The organism is Methylocaldum marinum, from assembly GCF_003584645.1.
GTDB lineage: Bacteria > Pseudomonadota > Gammaproteobacteria > Methylococcales > Methylococcaceae > Methylocaldum > Methylocaldum marinum.
This window is the reverse complement of record NZ_AP017928.1, coordinates 4,090,708-4,109,185: the sequence shown is the minus strand read 5'-3', so window position 1 is coordinate 4,109,185 and position 18,478 is coordinate 4,090,708. Positions and strand designations below refer to the sequence as shown.

15 protein-coding genes and 1 riboswitch are annotated in these 18,478 nt (G+C 58.8%); of the genes, 10 read left to right on the top strand and 5 right to left on the bottom strand.

Annotation, left to right across the window (positions count from 1 at the left end):
• Positions 1-29: 29 nt before the first annotated feature.
• Positions 30-4,166: a chemotaxis protein CheB gene (locus sS8_RS18335; protein ID WP_119631028.1), complete on the top strand. Its 4,137-nt coding sequence runs from the start codon at positions 30-32 to the stop codon at positions 4,164-4,166.
• 73 nt (positions 4,167-4,239) lie between these two features.
• Here the strand turns inward: sS8_RS18335 and sS8_RS18330 are convergent, their stop codons facing one another.
• The gene (locus sS8_RS18330; RefSeq protein WP_145986599.1) at positions 4,240-4,476 is read right to left on the bottom strand and encodes a hypothetical protein; all 237 of its coding nucleotides are present in this window, start codon (positions 4,474-4,476) and stop codon (positions 4,240-4,242) included.
• 515 nt (positions 4,477-4,991) lie between these two features.
• On the opposite strand from sS8_RS18330, the gene sS8_RS18325 reads away from it, so the two are divergent.
• Positions 4,992-6,218, top strand: coding sequence for a PilT/PilU family type 4a pilus ATPase (locus sS8_RS18325; protein ID WP_119631026.1), 1,227 nt, complete (start codon positions 4,992-4,994; stop codon positions 6,216-6,218).
• Between the two features lie 372 nt (positions 6,219-6,590).
• Positions 6,591-7,289 carry a hypothetical protein gene (locus sS8_RS18320; RefSeq protein ID WP_145986598.1) on the top strand — a complete coding sequence of 233 codons (699 nt, stop codon included), beginning with the start codon at positions 6,591-6,593 and terminating at the stop codon, positions 7,287-7,289.
• A 267-nt stretch (positions 7,290-7,556) separates the two neighbouring features.
• Here the strand turns inward: sS8_RS18320 and sS8_RS18315 are convergent, their stop codons facing one another.
• Both sS8_RS18315 and ppa read right to left on the bottom strand, forming a co-directional pair.
• Positions 7,557-8,399: a 23S rRNA (adenine(2030)-N(6))-methyltransferase RlmJ gene (locus sS8_RS18315; protein ID WP_119631024.1), complete on the bottom strand. Its 843-nt coding sequence runs from the start codon at positions 8,397-8,399 to the stop codon at positions 7,557-7,559.
• Between the two features lie 41 nt (positions 8,400-8,440).
• Positions 8,441-8,989 (bottom strand): inorganic diphosphatase, encoded by a 549-nt coding sequence (gene ppa / locus sS8_RS18310; RefSeq protein ID WP_119631023.1) that lies wholly within the window; start codon positions 8,987-8,989, stop codon positions 8,441-8,443.
• Positions 8,990-9,155: 166 nt separating this feature from the next.
• Here ppa and sS8_RS18305 point away from each other — a divergent pair, with 166 nt between their 5' ends.
• The 5 genes from sS8_RS18305 to metF all read left to right on the top strand — a co-directional run bounded on the left by sS8_RS18305 (position 9,156) and on the right by metF (position 14,045).
• Positions 9,156-9,641, top strand: a complete 486-nt coding sequence (locus sS8_RS18305) for a hypothetical protein (protein ID WP_145986597.1) — start codon at positions 9,156-9,158, stop codon at positions 9,639-9,641.
• Positions 9,642-9,760: 119 nt separating this feature from the next.
• Complete coding sequence (metK, locus tag sS8_RS18300) at positions 9,761-10,930, top strand: methionine adenosyltransferase (RefSeq protein ID WP_119631021.1); 1,170 nt, start codon at positions 9,761-9,763, stop codon at positions 10,928-10,930.
• 37 nt (positions 10,931-10,967) lie between these two features.
• Complete coding sequence (locus tag sS8_RS18295; RefSeq protein WP_119631020.1) at positions 10,968-11,456, top strand: Uma2 family endonuclease; 489 nt, start codon at positions 10,968-10,970, stop codon at positions 11,454-11,456.
• Between the two features lie 42 nt (positions 11,457-11,498).
• A riboswitch (S-adenosyl-L-homocysteine riboswitch) is annotated at positions 11,499-11,581 on the top strand.
• 74 nt (positions 11,582-11,655) lie between these two features.
• Positions 11,656-13,074 carry an adenosylhomocysteinase gene (gene ahcY / locus sS8_RS18290; RefSeq protein ID WP_119631019.1) on the top strand — a complete coding sequence of 473 codons (1,419 nt, stop codon included), beginning with the start codon at positions 11,656-11,658 and terminating at the stop codon, positions 13,072-13,074.
• 113 nt (positions 13,075-13,187) lie between these two features.
• Complete coding sequence (gene metF / locus sS8_RS18285) at positions 13,188-14,045, top strand: methylenetetrahydrofolate reductase [NAD(P)H] (RefSeq protein ID WP_119631018.1); 858 nt, start codon at positions 13,188-13,190, stop codon at positions 14,043-14,045.
• 3 nt (positions 14,046-14,048) lie between these two features.
• Here metF and sS8_RS18280 read toward each other — a convergent pair whose 3' ends face one another.
• On the bottom strand, positions 14,049-14,597 hold the full coding sequence (locus sS8_RS18280) for a Uma2 family endonuclease (protein ID WP_119631017.1): 549 nt from the start codon (positions 14,595-14,597) through the stop codon (positions 14,049-14,051).
• Between the two features lie 75 nt (positions 14,598-14,672).
• Between sS8_RS18280 and sS8_RS18275 the strand changes: the two genes are divergently transcribed.
• Together sS8_RS18275 and sS8_RS18270 are read left to right on the top strand one after the other, a co-directional pair.
• Positions 14,673-16,022, top strand: coding sequence for an adenosylmethionine--8-amino-7-oxononanoate transaminase (locus sS8_RS18275; RefSeq protein WP_119631016.1), 1,350 nt, complete (start codon positions 14,673-14,675; stop codon positions 16,020-16,022).
• 2 nt (positions 16,023-16,024) lie between these two features.
• Positions 16,025-16,753: a 16S rRNA (uracil(1498)-N(3))-methyltransferase gene (locus sS8_RS18270; protein WP_119631015.1), complete on the top strand. Its 729-nt coding sequence runs from the start codon at positions 16,025-16,027 to the stop codon at positions 16,751-16,753.
• A gap of 97 nt (positions 16,754-16,850) precedes the next feature.
• Here the strand turns inward: sS8_RS18270 and norR are convergent, their stop codons facing one another.
• Entirely contained in the window at positions 16,851-18,401 is a 1,551-nt protein-coding gene (gene norR, locus sS8_RS18265; protein ID WP_119631014.1) for a nitric oxide reductase transcriptional regulator NorR, read from the bottom strand.
• Positions 18,402-18,478 lie beyond the last annotated feature (77 nt).

The window sequence follows — 18,478 nt, the reverse complement described above, 5'->3', positions numbered from 1 at the left end:
CCGAAATCTGACCTATATCGGTAACACGGATGAGCAGCGGAAGCGAAAACCTGGCACTCGAGCTCGATAGCTCGCGATCGACGGAACAAATCCCCATTATGGTAGGCATAGGCGCTTCGGCGGGAGGACTGAACTCGCTGCAGAACCTTTTTCAGGCTATCGAGCCCGGAATCGGATTCGCCTTCCTGCTCGCCCAGCATCTCTCCCCCGATCACGACAGCAAGTTTCCGGAAATTCTGGCCAATTCCATACGGCTGCCGGTGATCGAGGGGCGCGAAGGAATGGCCATAAAACCGGATCATATTTATGTGATGCCGCCGGACGCGGACATCAGCGTTTCCGTCGGCCACCTGTGCCTTAAACGTCGGCGGGTGCCTTTGCAGCCGCATCGGCCGGCCGATCATCTGTTTCTTTCCCTGGCCCGCGAACTTGGGAAAAAAGCGATCGGAATCGTGCTGTCGGGAACCGGTTCCGACGGAGCCAAGGGGCTCAAGGCAATCAAGACCGGAGGCGGCATCGCGTTCGCCGAGGATCCATCCTCCGCCCGGTTCGATGGCATGCCGCGCAACGCCATCAGCATGGGATGCGTGGACTACGTGTTGCCGCCACGGGAAATCGCGCGGGAACTCTCCAACCTGAGCCAGCGGGCCGAAAACGGCGCTGACGGTCCGGAGAGCGTGGCGATCCGGGAAAAGGACTTGAAGCAGGTATTCCGCGTCGTCCTCGCTACCTGCGGGCTCGATTTCAGCCAGTACAAACGCAAAACCATTTTACGGCGGCTCTTGCGCCGAATGGCCCTCAACAAAATCCATAGCCTCTCGGATTATCTGACTCTGCTTCAGAAGCAACCGGCCGAGGTCGAAGCGCTGTGCCAGGATTTCCTGATTCGAGTCACCACGTTTTTCAGGGACCCGGAGACATTCCGGGGATTGACGAGAGAAGTCTTTCCCCGGCTGCTCAAAGACCGATCTGCAAACGGCCCGCTCCGTATCTGGGTGCCGGGTTGCGCCACCGGCGAAGAGGCCTATTCCATCGCCATGGGGCTGGTCGAATTTCTGGACGAGCAACAGGCCAGCGTTCCGATCCAGGTTTTCGGCAGTGACATCAATCCGCAAGCCATCAGCCTGGCGCGCGCGGGACGCTACTCCGAGAGCATCCGGTTTCACATTTCCGAACAAAGGCTCAGACGTTTCTTTAACCGGATCGATGGCTATTATCACGTTATTCCGGCGATAAGAGAGGCGTGCGTATTCGCCGAACACAACGTGGCGCACGATCCTCCCTTTTCCAAACTCGATCTGATCAGCTGCTGCAATCTCCTGATTTACCTGGATCCGGATTTGCAGAGACAGGTTTTGTCGACCTTTCATTACGCACTCAATCCGGGTAAATTTCTGGCGCTAGGCCCTTCCGAAAATATTGGTCCGCAAGGTTCGCGTCTTTTCGAACCGATCAGTAAAAATTGGAGCATATACGTGAGGAAGAACATTCCCGGACGAATGTTGTCGGACTTCGGCGGCCAGGAGCAGAAGATACCGCAACCCGCAAAAACGCTGTCGGAAACCGCTGCGTCTTTACAAGATCCCGGATTGGTGCAGCGCCAGGCCGACAACATCCTGCTTGCGCGTTACGTGCCCGCCGGAGTCCTGGTCGATGGCGATCTGAACGTACTTCAGTTTCGCGGTCATACCGGGCTTTTTCTGGAGCATCAGCAGGGTTCGGCAAGCCTCAATCTGAAAAGTCTGACGCAAACCTATCTTTTTATCGAGCTATCGGAGGCCATTCAGGAAACGCGGTCGACCGGACAAGCCGCCAAGCGGCAAAACATCCGCATTCGTATCGACGGCCGGGAACGCCATATTCAGTTCGAGGTGCTGCCGCTCAGCGATGCCGAAGGGGCCGAACAATTCTTCCTTATTCTTTTTGAAGACTCGCCGTCACCGGTTCCGACCACTATTGCGGCCGATTGGTTTGGGCGACTGTCCTGGGTTCTGGCGCGACAAATCGGCCCGGGGTTCAAGTCCACGCTGACCGAAGAGCGGCTCCGGTTGCAGGCGCTCAGACGAGAGCTGGAGGCCACGGGACGCCATTTGCAATCGGTTATCGACGCCCGGAACGCTTGCCAGGAAAAGATGAGCTTGCTGGAACAAGAACTCGTGTACGCCCGCCAGGAGTTCCAAAGCACGAACGAAGAGCTCGAAACCGCCAAACAGGAGTTGCAATCCGCCAACGAGGAACTGGCCACGGCGAACGAAGCGCTGAGAGTCCGCAATCACGAGCTGAGCCAGGTCAATCTCACGTTGAAGACCGCGCGGGATTTCAACGAGGCGATTCTCGGAACCATGCGCGATGCCTTGGTGGTGCTCGATCGGGACCTTCGGGTAAAACGCGCCAATCGGGCCTATTTCGAAATGTTCCGGACCGGACCGGAAACCATCCACAACAATTGTCTCTGCGATACCGGAAGCGGTCTATGGGACAGGCGGGAAATCAAGGAGTCTCTCCAGCTGGTGGCTCAGGGCGGAAGAACCCTGGAGGACTATGAAATCGTCCAGACACATCCCGAGATCGGCGAACGCATCCTCAACCTGAGCGCTTATAAGCTGCTCGGAGAGGATCATCTGAACGATCTGATCCTGCTGACGATTCAGGATGTCACCGAACGCCGCGGCATAGAAGCCGCCTTGAGGCAGCGAAGCGAGACGCTGGACCAGGCGCACGAAGCCGTTCTCATGTGGGAACTCGGCGGCACCGTCCGGTATTGGAACCGGGGCGCGGAAGAACTTTACGGCTATAAGCGTTCCGAAGCACTGGGGCAAGTCAGCCACGACTTGCTGAAAACCGAGCGCGGCATCAGTTCGGAGGAGTTCGAGCGCATCCTCGCGAGAGACCGCCACTGGGTCGGCGAAGTGGTACATACCACCCGCACCGGAAAGCGAATCATGGTCGACAGCCGCAACACCGTGGTCGCCCAGCGCAACCGGCCGCCTCTCGTTCTCGAGACCAATCGCGACATCACCGAGCGCAAGGAGATAGAGGAGTCCTTGCGCGAAGCCCACAGGCAAAAGGACGAATTTCTGGCCATGCTCGCGCACGAGCTTCGCAATCCGCTCGCCCCGGTTCGCAACGGGCTTCACATCCTTCGGACCGCCGGCCCGGACAAGGCTCCCGTCAAGCAGATCCACGCCATGATGGACAGGCAGCTCACCAAGCTCACCCGCATCGTCGACGATCTGCTCGATGTGGCACGCATTACCCGCGGCCAGATCGAGTTGCGCGAAGAAGTAATCGATCTCGTACCGCTGATCGTTCACGTTCTCGAAATCGTCCGGCTCCAGCTCGACTCGCGCAAGCATAAACTCGCCCTGGATCTGCCGGGCCGTCCATTGTTCGTCAAAGTGGACCCGACCCGCATGGAACAGATCGTGGAAAACCTGCTCGCCAACGCGGCTAAATACACCCCGCCCGGCGGTCACATCGAGGTCATGCTGCAAATCGAAAACGACGAAGCCGTGCTACGGATCCGCGACGACGGCCGGGGCATCGGTCCCGAGGACCTTCCGCACATTTTCGATCTTTTCGTGCAGGCCGACAGAAGCCTGGACCGCATGGAAGGCGGACTGGGAATCGGACTCACGCTGGTTCGCCGACTGGTCGAGCTGCACCACGGTCGGGTGGAAGCCAGAAGCGCCGGACTCGGTCGCGGCAGCGAATTCGTCGTCTATCTGCCGCTATGGCGCGGCGCCGACCATGACCCGCAGGATATTGGCGTCCTGCAATCCGAGATGGTACTGGTTCCACGCAAGGTTCTGGTGGTCGACGATAATCACGACGCAGCCGAGAGTACCGCCCTGATCGTAAACACGGCCGGGCACACGGTCGAAGTCGCGTATGATGGGCCCATGGCCTTGAACGTCGCGGCAAAGTTCAAGCCCGAAGTCGTGTTACTGGATATCGGATTGCCCGGCATGGACGGCTATGAACTGGCCAAACGCCTACGCAGCTTGCCCGACATGGAAAAAGCGCTCCTGGTGGCGATCAGCGGCTACGGTACGGAAGACGATCGCCGTACGTCGGAGCAGGCCGGCCTGGACTACCATCTGGTCAAACCGGTCGATCCCGACGCGCTATCCCGCTTGTTGGCCACCGCAGCGGAAAGTGCCTGAAACACTCGGCTGCGGACCGAACCGACCGAAAAACACCGCAAACGAATAGACGCCGAACGGGTCTTCGGCGTCTTCACCCCAATCGCTCGACCAACCGCCAATAGGAGCGCATGCGGCGAAAGGTGCAACGATCGTCGGGAGCGGGCCTAAACTCCGGATGAGCGAGCAGCCCGTCGAGGCAGGCGGCAATTTGACCGGCTGTCGACGGCGACGGGTTTCTGGCATAGCGCATCAGCAGAAAACGCAGGGTTTCCTCGTATAAGTCCGGCGACGGCGCCGCCTCGGCGTATATACGGCTTTCTGCATTCATGAATTTCTCCTTGGCATTTAACGGCTGCTCCGGACGGCGCAAACCCTCTGCGTGCGGATTAGCAACCGAGAACGGTGTGTTCCGCTCGAGGACGGGCGTGGGCAGTCTCACGCTGCGAGAAGAACGATCGGAGAAAGACCTACGGTGGACGAATTTCATGGCGCGGCTCCCAGGGGTATTGAACGTGATTCAAATGATATTGCTTCTCATTTGAATGTCAAACCCTGGTACCCGGTTTTTTACGAATCGCCAAGCGAACCGCGTAATAACGAGCGCACTCCTTGCATTCCTGAGGCCCTGCTCACGGTTTGGCCAAATTCGGCATCTATACTTGAAGTCGAACCCGCAGTTGGACCGTCATCTGCCGTTTTCAGGTTGAACGGTCGCGGAAATTCCGCCCCCCCGCAGCATCAGAAGCGAAACTACCGTCCCGGCGTGACGAAACAGTTTCCGAGAAGCGGGACGCATCTCCGGGATCGTTATCAATCCACCCTCTCAGCCGAAGAAGATTGCCCATGAAATTTACGAGTTACCTCAAGCTTCTGGTCTACAAGGACGGGTCTGATCTTTATCTCACGGCCGGCGCCCCGCCCGCCGCCAAATTTCAAGGGAAGCTCACACCGATCGATACCGCCGAAATGACCGACGAAATGATCAAGGAAATCGCCTATTCGGTGATGGATGAGGGCCAGCGGCGGGATTTCGAGCGGCGGCCGGAAATGAATCTCGCCCTAAGCGAGGAAGGCGTGGGACGTTTTCGGGTGAACATCTTTAAACAGCGCAATGCCCATGCGATGGTGGTGCGAAACATCAAAGTCGACATTCCCAAAGTGGACGATCTCGGTCTGCCGGAAGTCCTCAAGAAAGTCATCATGGAAAAGCGGGGGCTAGTCCTGTTCGTGGGCGCCACCGGTTCCGGCAAATCGACTTCGCTGGCGGCACTGATCGACCATCGCAACAGCAATTCCGCCGGGCACATCGTCACTATCGAAGATCCGATCGAGTTCCTGCACCCCCACAAGAAGTGCCTGGTGAATCAGCGCGAGGTGGGTGTCGATACCCAGACCTACGAGGACGCCCTCAAGAACACGCTTCGGCAGGCACCCGACGTCATCCTGATCGGCGAAATCCGCTCCCAGGACACCATGGAATACGCCATCAATTTCGCGGAAACCGGCCATTTGTGTCTATCGACCCTGCACGCCAACAACGCGAACCAGGCGCTGGACCGCATCATCAATTTCTTCCCTGAAGAACGGCGCAATCAGCTTCTGCTGGATTTGTCCCTCAACCTGCGCGCTTTCGTCTCGCAGCGCCTGGTGCCGACGGTGGACGGCAAGCGAACCGCGGCCATCGAGATCATGCTCGGAACCCCTTTGGTCTGCGACTTCATCCGCAAGGGCGAAATCCACGCGATCAAAGAAGTCATGGAGAAATCGGAAGGTCTTGGCATGCAGACTTTCGACAGTCATTTGGTGAAGCTGTACCAAGCCGGCCGCGTTACCGCGGAAGAAGCGATCCGAAACGCGGACTCGGCCAACAACGTCCGCTTGAAAATCAGCCTGAGCCAGGGCAAACGACGTACCCCCGGAGAGGCGTCGCCGGAAAGTGCCAAAACTTCCCGGAACCAGCTTCGAGAAAAGGCCGCGAAAGCTCAAGCCGACGAATCGGCATTCGCCATGATGAATCTGAGCCTGGAACCGGTCGGCGACGAAAACGAAGCGACCGAGGAATTCCACTGAACCCGGAGCCGGCAGTCGACCACCTGGCGGCGAGGTTAGCTTAAGGAAGCTCTGAATAAACCCTCTTCCGCCGGGACAAATCGGCACGACTGCCGATTTGTATGCGTGAGCGCCGCTATCGCCTGCCGGGTCCTCGGCAAATGGATCTCCGGCCTATAAACCAACCTCCGAACTCACAATGTAACCAAATCGTTACATTCCTAACCGATTTTTCAATGTCAAAAATCCGCCATCCAAATCCATAGCATTGAACCTAATGGCGTTTGTTCGTTGGGCTCGGTTTTTGCTTTTGCAGCATCGCCTTCGGCAATTCAAGAAGGCGAAAGTTACAGTGCGGATTTATATGTACTACAAAAAAGGAAAAACGAGCTCATGCAAGCACAATTTAGGCAATTCATTTTTATCGGGGCTTTATCTATCGCATCAATGCAAAGCGTGCAGGCCACTACGATCAATTTCGATGGATTGGCGGACGGGACTGTCGTGAATACCTTGTATTCCGGGGTAACATTCTCGAACCCATTCGGTAACGACGTCTATGCGAGATTCGTCAACCGCCCTGTCGGTTGGCATAGTTCTCCATTCAACGTGGTTTCGCTCTCTCCGATGGAATTTTCTCCGTTCAACACCGATTCCGGCGCCGTTGAGGCGGTGTTCGTCGACGGATTGCAGCAGACCGTCAGTATCGATGTCGCTGCGGTTGCGTCCTCGGACCCTTCCGGAGCCCCGGAAAGCAGACCCTATTTAGAGGTCTATGATGCGACGGATAATCTTCTCGGCAAGATCTTGTTCGCGGGCGCATTGCCAACGAGCGCAACCGAGGTTACTGCATTTGAAACCCTCACGTTTACTTCGGCGAGTATGAATATCAAGAAAATCCGGTTTTCTTCGGAGCAAACCGAAGGCGGACCGGCCATTTACGGCCTGTTCGACACGCTTACGTTCGCCGGACAGCCCCCTGATCCCGCCAATAATGTTCCGCAACCTTCTGTACTCTCGCTGCTCGGCATCGGAGCACTTGGACTGCTTGGGCAAGCTTTGCAGCGCAGACGCCTTCAGGTAAGCGTTTAAGGTCGTCACGCGAAAAGGCCGTTTTAGGACGGCCTTTTCTGTCGGAGCATTGAGCAAAGCTATAGGATACGCTGAGGCATGAAGCGCCTCCTTCGAGCCCGCGTAGTTTGCGTAGGATGCGGTGACGCAGGAACCGCATCGTTCGAGTTCACGATCGGGGCGCCTCCAATCGCAAACGGTGTCTTCGGGAGCGCCGAAGCCACCCTTCCAATCGCAAACGGTTGCTTTAGCTGCAACCCTTCCTTCGTTGGCACAGCCTACGAGGACTCATTCCTCAACCAGCCACTCCACCCGCCACGTCCCTTGGCCATCCACCGCCAGTTGTTGCCACAGCCAAGGCAACAAACTGCGCAGTTCTTCTTCCAATTTCCAGGGCGGATTGATTATGACCATGCCGCTGCCGTTCAAGCGGAGGATTTCGTCGGAGTCGAGAATCGAGAATTCCGCGAGCAATACCTTGCGGATCCCGGTGCGCTGTAGTCGGCGTAGAAAATCGTACGCCGCGGCCCGATCCTGGATCGGGTGCCACACCGCGAAGATACCCGTGGCCCAGCGCCTGTAGCCTTCCTTCAAGGCATCCAGAAGACGGCGCCGCTCGTCCCGGAGTTCAAAGGCGGGGTCGATCAGCACCAAGCCGCGCCGCTCGGGAGGCGGCAGCAGCGCCTTGAGCGCTTGGTAGCCATCGAGATGATGGATTTTGACTTGCCTGTCCTCGGCGAATTCCTCGCCGAGCGTTTTGACTTCGTTGGGATGGAGTTCGGCGAGCACCATCCGGTCGGCCGGACGCAGATAGTGCCGTACGACACGCGGCGATCCGGGATAAAAGCGTAGCTTGCCGTCGGAATTCAGGGCGCGCACGGATTCGAGATAATCCTTCACGGCTTCGGGTGCATCCCCGATCTTCCACAATGGGCTTATGCCGGTCTCGTATTCGCGATTCTTGCGCGCCATGGCCGAGCCGAGATCGTAACGCCCGGCGCCGGAATGCGTGTCCAGATAGAAAAACGGCTTTTCTTTGTGCAGCAGCGAACGGACCAGCAAGGTCAAGACCAGATGCTTGAACACATCGGCGTGCTGTCCAGCGTGAAAACCGTGGCGGTAGCTAAGCATGGAGAATGGCGTTGGAGAGTGATCCTTCGGCCGGAAACCGATCAAAAATTCGGTTTTTTCTTCGCCGAATTATAGCGTTCAATGCTGTCGATGATTTCCTGCTTCGCTTCCTCGCCGTCGTACCAGCCGTCGATCTTGACCCATTTGCCGGGTTCGAGGTCTTTGTAGTGCTCGAAAAAGTGCGCGATTTGGGCGAGCTGACTGTCGGGAATGTCGCGAAAGGAGTTGACCTTGTTGTAGAGTGGAGTCAATTTGTCATGGGGAACCGCGATGATCTTACAGTCGCCGCCGGCTTCGTCGGTCATCTTCAAAAGCCCGATCGGCCGACAGCGAACCACCGATCCGCTCAATAACTTCCAGGACGCGATGACCAACACATCCACGGGATCGCCGTCGTCGGACAAAGTATGCGGGATGTAACCGTAATTGCAGGGATACTGCATCGCCGTACCCATGAAGCGGTCGACGAAGAGCGCGCCGGTTTCTTTGTCGATTTCATACTTGACCGGGTCACTGTAGGCCGGTATTTCGATGATCACGTTGATATCATTCGGAACGCTCTTGCCGGAACTGACTTTCATTAACGACATGGGATCGGGTGCTCCTTTAGCTGAGGTAAAACTGCGGGATTATAGCAATGTTTCCTAATGCGCCGATTGGCACGGAAGCGGCGCCGGATATGATGCGCCAGACCGGGCAAAATCAGCCATCAAATTAGTTATTTCCTAAACGGTATGAAATCTTACGGCCTGAACCGTGAACCCCTTGCTTTTCAAAGCCCACCCCTTGCTGTATCTCACCGTTGATCTCTTGAACCGTCCGTCCGCGCACTCGGTGGACGATTTTTCGAAGCTGATCCTGATTTATCTCGCGATCGCTCTCTTATGGATGGCGGCACTGCGGCTTGCCGTGCGGCGAGTGGCAGGGGTCCGGCTGACGCCGCTGCATGCGTACGGCCTGGCCGTACCCGCGGCCATGTGTTATGCGCCGTTGATGCTGACGGTGTCGAATGACATACTGGCGCACGCGTTTCGTTTGGAAGAACGCTATATCCTGATTTTCGTGATCGTGGTGGCGACACAGATGCTCGGCGCCGTTTACGGCTTCGGTGTCCGTTTCGAGAGGAGCCGACGATCGATCGGCCTCCGCGCCGGCCTCGTCGTCTCCTTGTTCCTGCTATTGGCGTCGGTTCCGTTCAGCTTTCTACTGCTGGGAATAAATGCCCTTTTCCGGGTCGTTTGAGTCGGCATCGAAAGCCCATTGACTTTCGCCGCAAATGCTTGGTCGGACTAACCCATTACCCTATAATGACGGGCCTTTAGGGCCCGCTCGTAATCACTGTTTTTAAGGAAGGTCATCCTGTGAGCAACAACTTTATCTTTACTTCCGAATCCGTTTCCGAAGGCCATCCGGACAAGATCGCCGATCAAGTCTCCGATGCGGTTCTGGATGAAATGCTGAAACAAGATCCCAAGGCCCGAGTAGCGGTGGAAACCTTGGTCAAGACCGGAATGGTGATTTTGGCGGGCGAAGTAACCACATCAGCCTGGGTGGATACCGAAACGCTGGTGCGCCAGGTCGTACGGGAGATCGGCTACGACGATCCCTCGATCGGATTCGACTGGGAAAGCTGCGCGGTCCTCGCGGCCATCGGCAAACAATCGCCCGACATCGCCATGGGCGTCGACGAATCCGACGACCACGAACAGGGCGCGGGCGACCAGGGCCTGATGTTCGGATACGCGTCCAACGAGACCGATGTGTTGATGCCGGCCCCCATCACTTACGCCCACCGGCTGGTCCAGCGCCAGTCGGAAGTAAGAAAAAAGAAGTTTCTACCCTGGCTGCGCCCCGACGCCAAGAGTCAGGTGACTTTCCGCTACGAAGACAACAAGCCGGTCGGTATCGACGCAGTCGTTCTGTCCACCCAGCACTCGCCGGAGATCGATCCGAAAATCCTGCGCGAGGCGGTGATGGACGAGATCATCCTGCACGTACTCCCAAAGGAGTGGCTGCACAAGGACACCAAGTATCTCATCAATCCCACCGGCAAGTTCGTCATCGGCGGTCCGGTCGGCGACTGCGGATTGACCGGCCGCAAGATCATCGTCGATTCCTACGGCGGCATGGCGCGGCACGGCGGCGGCGCATTCAGCGGCAAGGACCCTTCCAAGGTGGACCGCTCGGCGGCGTACATGGGCCGCTACGTGGCCAAAAACATCGTGGCGGCCGGTTTGGCCGAACGCTGCGAAATTCAGGTGTCCTATGCCATCGGGGTGGCCGAGCCGACGTCCATCAGCGTCAATACCTTCGGCACGGGCGTCATCGCCGAGGAGCGCCTGGTGCAGCTGGTGCGCGAGTATTTCGATCTGCGGCCGAAAGGGCTGATCCGCATGCTGGATCTTCTGCAGCCGATTTATCGTCCCACGGCCGCTTACGGACACTTTGGACGCACGGAAGATACCTTCACCTGGGAGAGGACCGACAAGGCCGAAGCGCTGCGCGAGGCGGCCGGCTTGCCTCCGCTGTAATTGACTTTGACCCGATCTCGGGTCGAGAGGGCGGATTATGAAATGGGCCGACGTTATCGCCGACAAGAGCTTGCGGAACCTGCCGTACAAGATCGAACTGGACCGCTATGGCAACATTCTTATGAGTCCCGCCGGCAACCGGCGCGGTCGCTTGCAGGTTCGGATCGCTTCCCTGCTGGAACGCAGCCTAGGCAACGAGGCTATTTCCGAGTGTTCTATCGATACTCCGGAAGGGGTAAAGGTAGCGGATGCAGCCTGGTGCTCGCCGGAGTTCCTGCATCGCCACGGTTACGAAACGCCTTACCCTTCGGCGCCTGAAATTTGTGTGGAAATCCGCTCTCCATCGCATTCCGAGGAGGAAACACGCTTCAAAGTGGGCTTGTACTTCGAGCAGGGCGCGAAGGAAGTCTGGATCGTTCTCGAAACCGGGAGCGTACGCTTTTGCGGTCCGGAAGGCGAACGGTCGGAGTCTATTTTCCGGGTGGACCCTCGCCCCGAATTGCGCCACGGAAGACAGGAGCGTTAAACAAATTTACTTTTGCGCGTGACTTCGCGTTAACCAATGCGCTTCATCGAGGAGCGTTGCGACGGGGGTTCTTCGCCCCGCCAGGCTCGGTGAGGTGTTTTCAAGTACAACGGCGCTCGATTCACCCACCTTCCGGCCGTGGTGTCTCGAGACGAGTGCTTGCGGCGGAAAGTGAATTGCAACGAAAGGAGCATGAAACATGAACGCTGTCCCAAATCCTAATCCATCCAACGACTACCGCGTCGCCGACATTTCCCTGGCCGACTGGGGCCGCAAGGAAATCGCCATCGCCGAAACCGAAATGCCGGGCCTGATGGCGGTGCGCGAGGAATATCGCGCACAGCAACCGCTCAAGGGTGCCCGCGTCGCCGGCAGTCTGCACATGACCATTCAGACCGCCGTATTGATCGAGACCTTGGTGGCCCTGGGCGCGGAAGTGCGCTGGGCGTCCTGCAATATTTTCTCCACACAGGACCACGCCGCCGCGGGCATCGCGGCCGCCGGCATCCCGGTGTTCGCCTACAAGGGCGAATCCCTGGAAGAGTACTGGGATTTCACTCACCGCATCTTCGAATGGCATGACGGCGGCACGCCGAACATGATTCTCGACGACGGCGGCGACGCGACGCTGCTGATCACGCTCGGTTCACGCGCCGAAAAAGACCCTTCGCTCCTGGACAAGCCCACCTGCGAAGAGGAAGAGGTGCTGTTCGCCGCCATCAAGAAGCGCCTGGCGTCCCAGCCGGGCTGGTACTCGAAAGTGCAGGCCAATATCAAGGGCGTCACCGAGGAAACCACCACCGGCGTGCACCGCCTGTACCTCATGGAACAGGAAGGCCGCCTGCCGTTCCCGGCGATCAACGTTAACGATTCGGTCACCAAGTCCAAGTTCGACAATCTGTACGGCTGCCGCGAATCGCTGGTGGACGGCATCAAGCGCGCCACCGACGTGATGATCGCCGGCAAGATTTGCGTCGTGCTCGGTTACGGCGACGTGGGCAAGGGCTGCGCGCAAGCATTCCGCGGACTCGGCGCCACCGTGTGGGTCACCGAAATCGATCCGATCTGCGCCTTGCAGGCGGCGATGGAAGGCTACCGCGTGGTCACCATGGACGAGGCCTGCGGCAAGGGCGACATCTTCGTCACCGCCACCGGTAATGTCGGCGTCATCACCCATGACCACATGGCGAAGATGAAAAACAACGCCATCGTCTGCAATATCGGCCACTTCGACTCGGAAATCGAAGTCGCGAGCCTCAGGAAGTACACCTGGGAAAACATCAAGCCACAGGTCGACCATGTCATCTTCCCGGACGGCAAGCGCATCATCCTGCTGGCCGAAGGGCGCCTGGTGAACCTCGGTTGCGCTACGGGCCACCCGAGTTTCGTCATGTCGAACTCGTTCACCAACCAGACCTTGGCCCAGATCGAGTTGTTCTGCCACGGCGACAAGTACCAGAACAAGGTCTATGTACTGCCCAAGCATCTGGACGAACACGTGGCGCGTCTGCATCTCAAGAAGATCGGCGCGCAGCTCACTCAGCTGACTCCGGAGCAGGCGGCGTACATCGGCGTGCCGGTGGACGGGCCGTACAAGCCGGATCATTACCGGTATTGATTCCGCGAGGCTACGAGTAGGCTAGTATTGGCTAACCTACGTTCGATGTTCGGACCCCACGAAGAAATCCTGCCTCGTGCAGGATTTCTTCTATCTGAGATACGACGACTCTGATGGAAACGCAAAAAAAATATCCCAAAATCTTCAGCCTGGAATTCTTCCCGCCGAAGAATCACGAGGCGGAAGACACCTTCCGCACGAACCTCGCAAAACTGGCTGCGCTGAAACCGAAATTCTGTTCGGTGACGTTCGGTGCGGGCGGGACGACGCGGGAGAAAACCTTCGAGACCGTGATCGAAATTCAGCGAAACACCGGTATCGAAGCGGCGCCCCATATTTCCTGCATCGCGTCCACCAAGGCCAGCGTGCGGGAAGTTCTCGATGCCTATAAAAATCAGGGCATAAGGCATATCGTCGCTTTGCGCGGGGACATGCCCTCGGGCATGCTGTCACCGGGAGAATTTCGTTACGCCAACGAGCTGGTGGAATTCATCCGGCGGGAAACCGGCGATCACTTCCACATCGAAGTGGCCGCCTATCCGGAAATGCATCCGCAGGCCGCCAACATGGAAGCCGATTTGCGCAACTTCAAGCGCAAGGTCGAGGCCGGCGCCGACAGCGTGATTACGCAGTATTTTTACAATCCCGAAGCCTATTTCCGTTTCGTCGACGACTGCGAAAAGATGGGCATCGACATTCCCATCGTGCCCGGCATCATGCCCATATCCAACTACACGCAATTAGCCCGGTTTTCCGACGCCTGCGGAGCCGACATCCCGCGCTGGATACGTAAGAGGCTGGAGGTATTCGGCGACGACCGCAAATCGATACGCGCCTTCGGGCTGGAAGTGGTGACCGATTTATGCCGTCGCTTGCTGGAACAGGGCGCGCCCGGGCTGCATTTCTACACGCTGAATCGTGCCGAGGCGGTGTTGGGAATTTGGAGGAATCTGGGGATTGCGGCGGACTGAGCCTCACGCCCACAGATCCGCCAGCGAGAAGGTGATAGCGTCGAAGGGCGGAACCTTGACCGGATCGTCGTCCTTGAGCGTCGCGATGAGCAGCCAGCCTTCTTCCCGCAGCGCGAAGGCTTCCAGTGTATGTACCAGAGGGTCGACCAGCCAGGCATGGGAAACCCCGTAACGGGCGTACAATGGCAGCTTTCGGGTGCGGTCCTTCTGCTCGGTCGAGGGCGAAAGAATTTCGCACACCCAGTCCGGTACCACTTCGAAACGGTGGTCTTCGGGCAACGCCGGCATCCGTTCGCGCCGCCAGCCGGCGAGATCGGGCACGGCGACTTCGGTATCACGAACGAAGTGGACTTCCGGTTCCACCAGGATCCACCAGCCGCCGGGGCCGCCGTCGCCGTAACGGAAAGGCCCACCGATTTTGCTCTGCAGACCGGACTCCGCCGCGGCGTGACGCCCGGCGGGGCGGGGCTGGGTATACAGCTCGCCGTCGAGCACTTCGCCCACCAGGTTTTCCGGCAGCGCGAGCAAGCGTTCGTAAGGATTCGGAGTCATCAGAGTATGAGGCCGGCTCACGACTATCTCTCCTATGCGATCAACGCCATTTTCACTTGATTCCTGTATTCGACCATGAACAACCACAACTGGTCCAGCCGCGACCTCGCCGTGCTCTGGCACCCCTGCACCCAGATGAAGGACCACGAAGCCCTGCCGCCGATTCCGATCAAGCGCGGGCAGGGCGTATGGCTGGAGGATTTCGAGGGCAATCGTTATCTCGACGCTATCAGTTCCTGGTGGGTGAATCTGTTCGGCCACGGCCACCCTTACATCAAGGCCGCGCTCAAGGATCAGCTCGAAACGCTGGAACACGTAATCTTGGCCGGATTCACGCACGAACCGGCGGTGCGGCTGGCCGAACGGCTGATCGGCCTTTCGCCGAAAGGACTATCCCGCTGTTTCTATGCCGACAACGGCTCGTCCGCCGTCGAAGTGGCGCTCAAAATGAGCTTCCACTTCTGGCGAAACGCCGGAAAACCGGAGAAGACCCGCTTCATCGCCTTGAGCAACAGCTATCACGGCGAAACCTTGGGCGCCTTGGCCGTCGGCGACGTGGCGCTTTACAAGAAAATTTACGAGCCGCTCTTGTTGAAACCCATCACCGTCGAGAGTCCCGACTGTCATTACCGGGAGTCGGGCGAAACCTGGGCGGATTATTCCCGACGGAAATTCGCCGAGATGGAACGGACACTCGCGGCTCACGCGACGGAGGCCTGCGCGGTCATCGTCGAGCCCCTGGTCCAATGCGCGGGCGGCATGCGCATGTACGACCCCGTTTATCTGAAGCTCTTGCGGGAGGCCTGCGACCGCCACGGCGTGCATCTGATCGCCGACGAAATCGCGGTGGGCTTCGGACGTACCGGCACCTTGTTCGCCTGCGAGCAGGCGGATATCCGGCCGGATTTCATGTGTCTGTCTAAAGGGCTGACGGGCGGGTACCTGCCGCTGTCCTGCGTGCTGACCACCGAGGCGGTCTACGCCGCCTTTTACGATGAATATGCCAGGCTCAAGGCATTCCTGCATTCGCACAGCTATACCGGAAACGCTCTCGCTTGCCGGGCGGCACTGGCGACGCTGGATTTATTCGAGAAGGAGAACACATTGGCAGCGAACCGGCTGTTGGCCGATGTCATGGCCGAATCGGCGGCGGCGTTCGAAGATCATCCGCACGTCGCCGAAGTCCGCCAGACCGGGATGATTCTGGCCATCGAACTGGTCAGGAACAAGGCCGATCGCGAACCTTACCCCTGGCAGGAACGGCGCGGGCTTCGCGTGTATCGTCACGGGCTGACGAGGGGCGTGTTGTTGCGTCCTCTGGGCAACGTTATTTATTTCATGCCGCCATACGTCATTGCTCCCGACGAAATCCGCTTCATGGCGGATGTCGCGGGCGAGGCCATCGATATCGCAACGAGAGATTAACTATGCGGATTTCCAGGCTTTATCTGCCGCAAGCGCTTGAAGAGGGCTCGGTCCTCCAACTGGACGAGGAGAGCGCCCATTATCTCCGCACGGTGCTTCGGCTCAAGAAAGGCACCGACCTGACCGTGTTCAACGGTGACGGGCGCGAATATTCGGCTCGCGTCGCGACTATCGTGCGCGACGAGGTTCGCGTGGAAATCGGCGACGGGCGAAACCGAGAAGTCGAATCTCCGCTCACCACTCACCTCGGCCTCGGCATCTCCCGCGGCGAACGCATGGATCTCGCCATCCAGAAAGCGGTGGAGCTCGGCGTCAGCCGAATTACGCCCTTGTTTACCGAGCATTGCGTGGTTCGCCTCGACGATACGCGGCGCGGAAGCCGGCGCCAGCACTGGCGGAAAGTGGCGCGCAGCGCCTGCGAGCAATGCGGCCGGAATCGGGTGCCCGAAATCGAGGAACCGATCGAGCTGAGGGATTGGGTTGTCGGACGCGAAGGCTTGCGGCTGTTTTTCGACCCGCAAGCCGCGGTCGGCCTGAAGGACCTGCCGCGGCCGGAAGGCTTCGTAAGCCTCCTTTCGGGGCCCGAAGGCGGCTTCGCCGAGAAGGAGCGGGTGCTGGCCCGGGAAGCGGGCTTCATCCCGGTCAGACTGGGGCCACGTATCCTCCGGACGGAAACCGCCGTGCTCGCCGCGCTTTCGGCGATACAAGCGATTTGGGGCGATCTGGGCTGATGCGTTCGCGTACCTTCGGTCGCGCGAACACATCGTCCTAGAAACGGCAGTTGACCGCTTAGGAAGGAATAGAAAAGCCATATGAATCCTGACCGTCCTACTTGATTCCCAGTCGCCTCGCCAGGCGGTGCAGATTGCTGCGGTCGAGTCCCAGGCGCCGCGCAGCTTCCGACCAGTTTTGAGAGGAACGGTCCAAAGCCGCGCGTATCTCCTGCCGTTGAAGATCCGCCACCGCTTCCGCCAGAGACCGCGACGTGCCGCTGGCCGACTCGACCTCTGGCACTCGCTTTGGCGCCGACATGCCCCCAATCGCGAGATCTTCGACCTGGAGCATCACCGAACTCCCGCGGCTGGAAGCGCGCAACGCTGCCCGGAGGATCACATGCTCGAGCTCCCGTATGTTTCCCGGCCAGCTATAGCGTGTCAGGGCCTCGACGGCCGAAGACGCCAACTGCACCCGATCAAGGCCCAGGCGCACCCGTGCCTGATCCAGAAAATGCCCCGCCAGCAACGGTATGTCCTCGATCCGCTCCCGGAGCGGAGGTACATGCAAGGGATAGATGCTCAGCCGATGGTAAAGATCGGCTCGGAATCGGCCGGCTTTCACTTCCTCCGCCAAATGACGATTGGTTGCCGCGATGATGCGGACATCGGCCCGATGATTCTTGTCCGACCCCAGGCGCTGAATCTCGCCGAACTGCAATACCCGTAGCAGCTTCGCCTGAATCGAGAGCGGCAGTTCACCGATTTCATCCAGGAACAAGGTACCGCCGTCCGCGAGTTCGAATTTGCCGGACCGGTCGGCGTTCGCGCCGCTGAAAGCACCGCGCACGTGTCCGAACAGTTCGCTTTCCGCCAGAGTCTCCGGAAGCGCCGCACAATTGACATGAACCAGAGGCTGGTCGGCGCGCCGCGAACGCGCGTGGAGAGTGCGGGCCACCACCTCCTTGCCGACACCGGTTTCGCCGGTCAGAAGAACCGCCAGATCCGACCGCGCGACGATATCGATCTCTCGGTTCAGGTCCCGCATGAGAGGACTTTCGCCCAGCATTCGACCGCCGCGCAGCAAGGCTTCCCGCACCAGTTCCCGGCTGACCAGCCCGCGATGATTCGCCAAGGCCTCCAGCGCGCTGATGAAGGTTTCGTAGCGCATCGCCACGGCGGCGATCGAGGCGAAAATCTCGAATACCCGGTCCTCGATCCCGTCGAAGGCGCCGGGCGCCAGGGAGTCGACCGTTAATACACCGAATAAGTCATCTTCGGAATACAGGGCGCACCCAACGCAGGAGTGGACCTGCAATCGCCCTCCGGAATCATTGAGCAGCAGCCCGTCGTAAGGGTCCGGCCGCGAATCGTCGGCCGGAAAGCGGACCGGCTTCCGGGAGGCGAGAGCAGCGGCCAGGCGTGGCTGGTCTTCGGGCCGGAACTGCCGGCCCATGACTTCGGCGTTAAGTCCTTGGGAGGCGGTAGGCACCAGGACATCGCCCCGACAGCGCAACAAGGCACAGGCATCGTTCCCAACCACCCGGCTCAACGCGGCGAGGAGCCGGGTATATCTCTCTCTCGACGGCAGGCACGCGGTCAAATCCAGGACAGTGTCGAGCAGAGCGTTCTGCGAATCGCCAAACGTATCGAGTAAAAATGACATTGTTCTTAATCAAATCATTTTGTGTGGCGAAATGACAACGGTGAGTCAGTCAGTCTTTCTCGTACGATTTGTTTGTA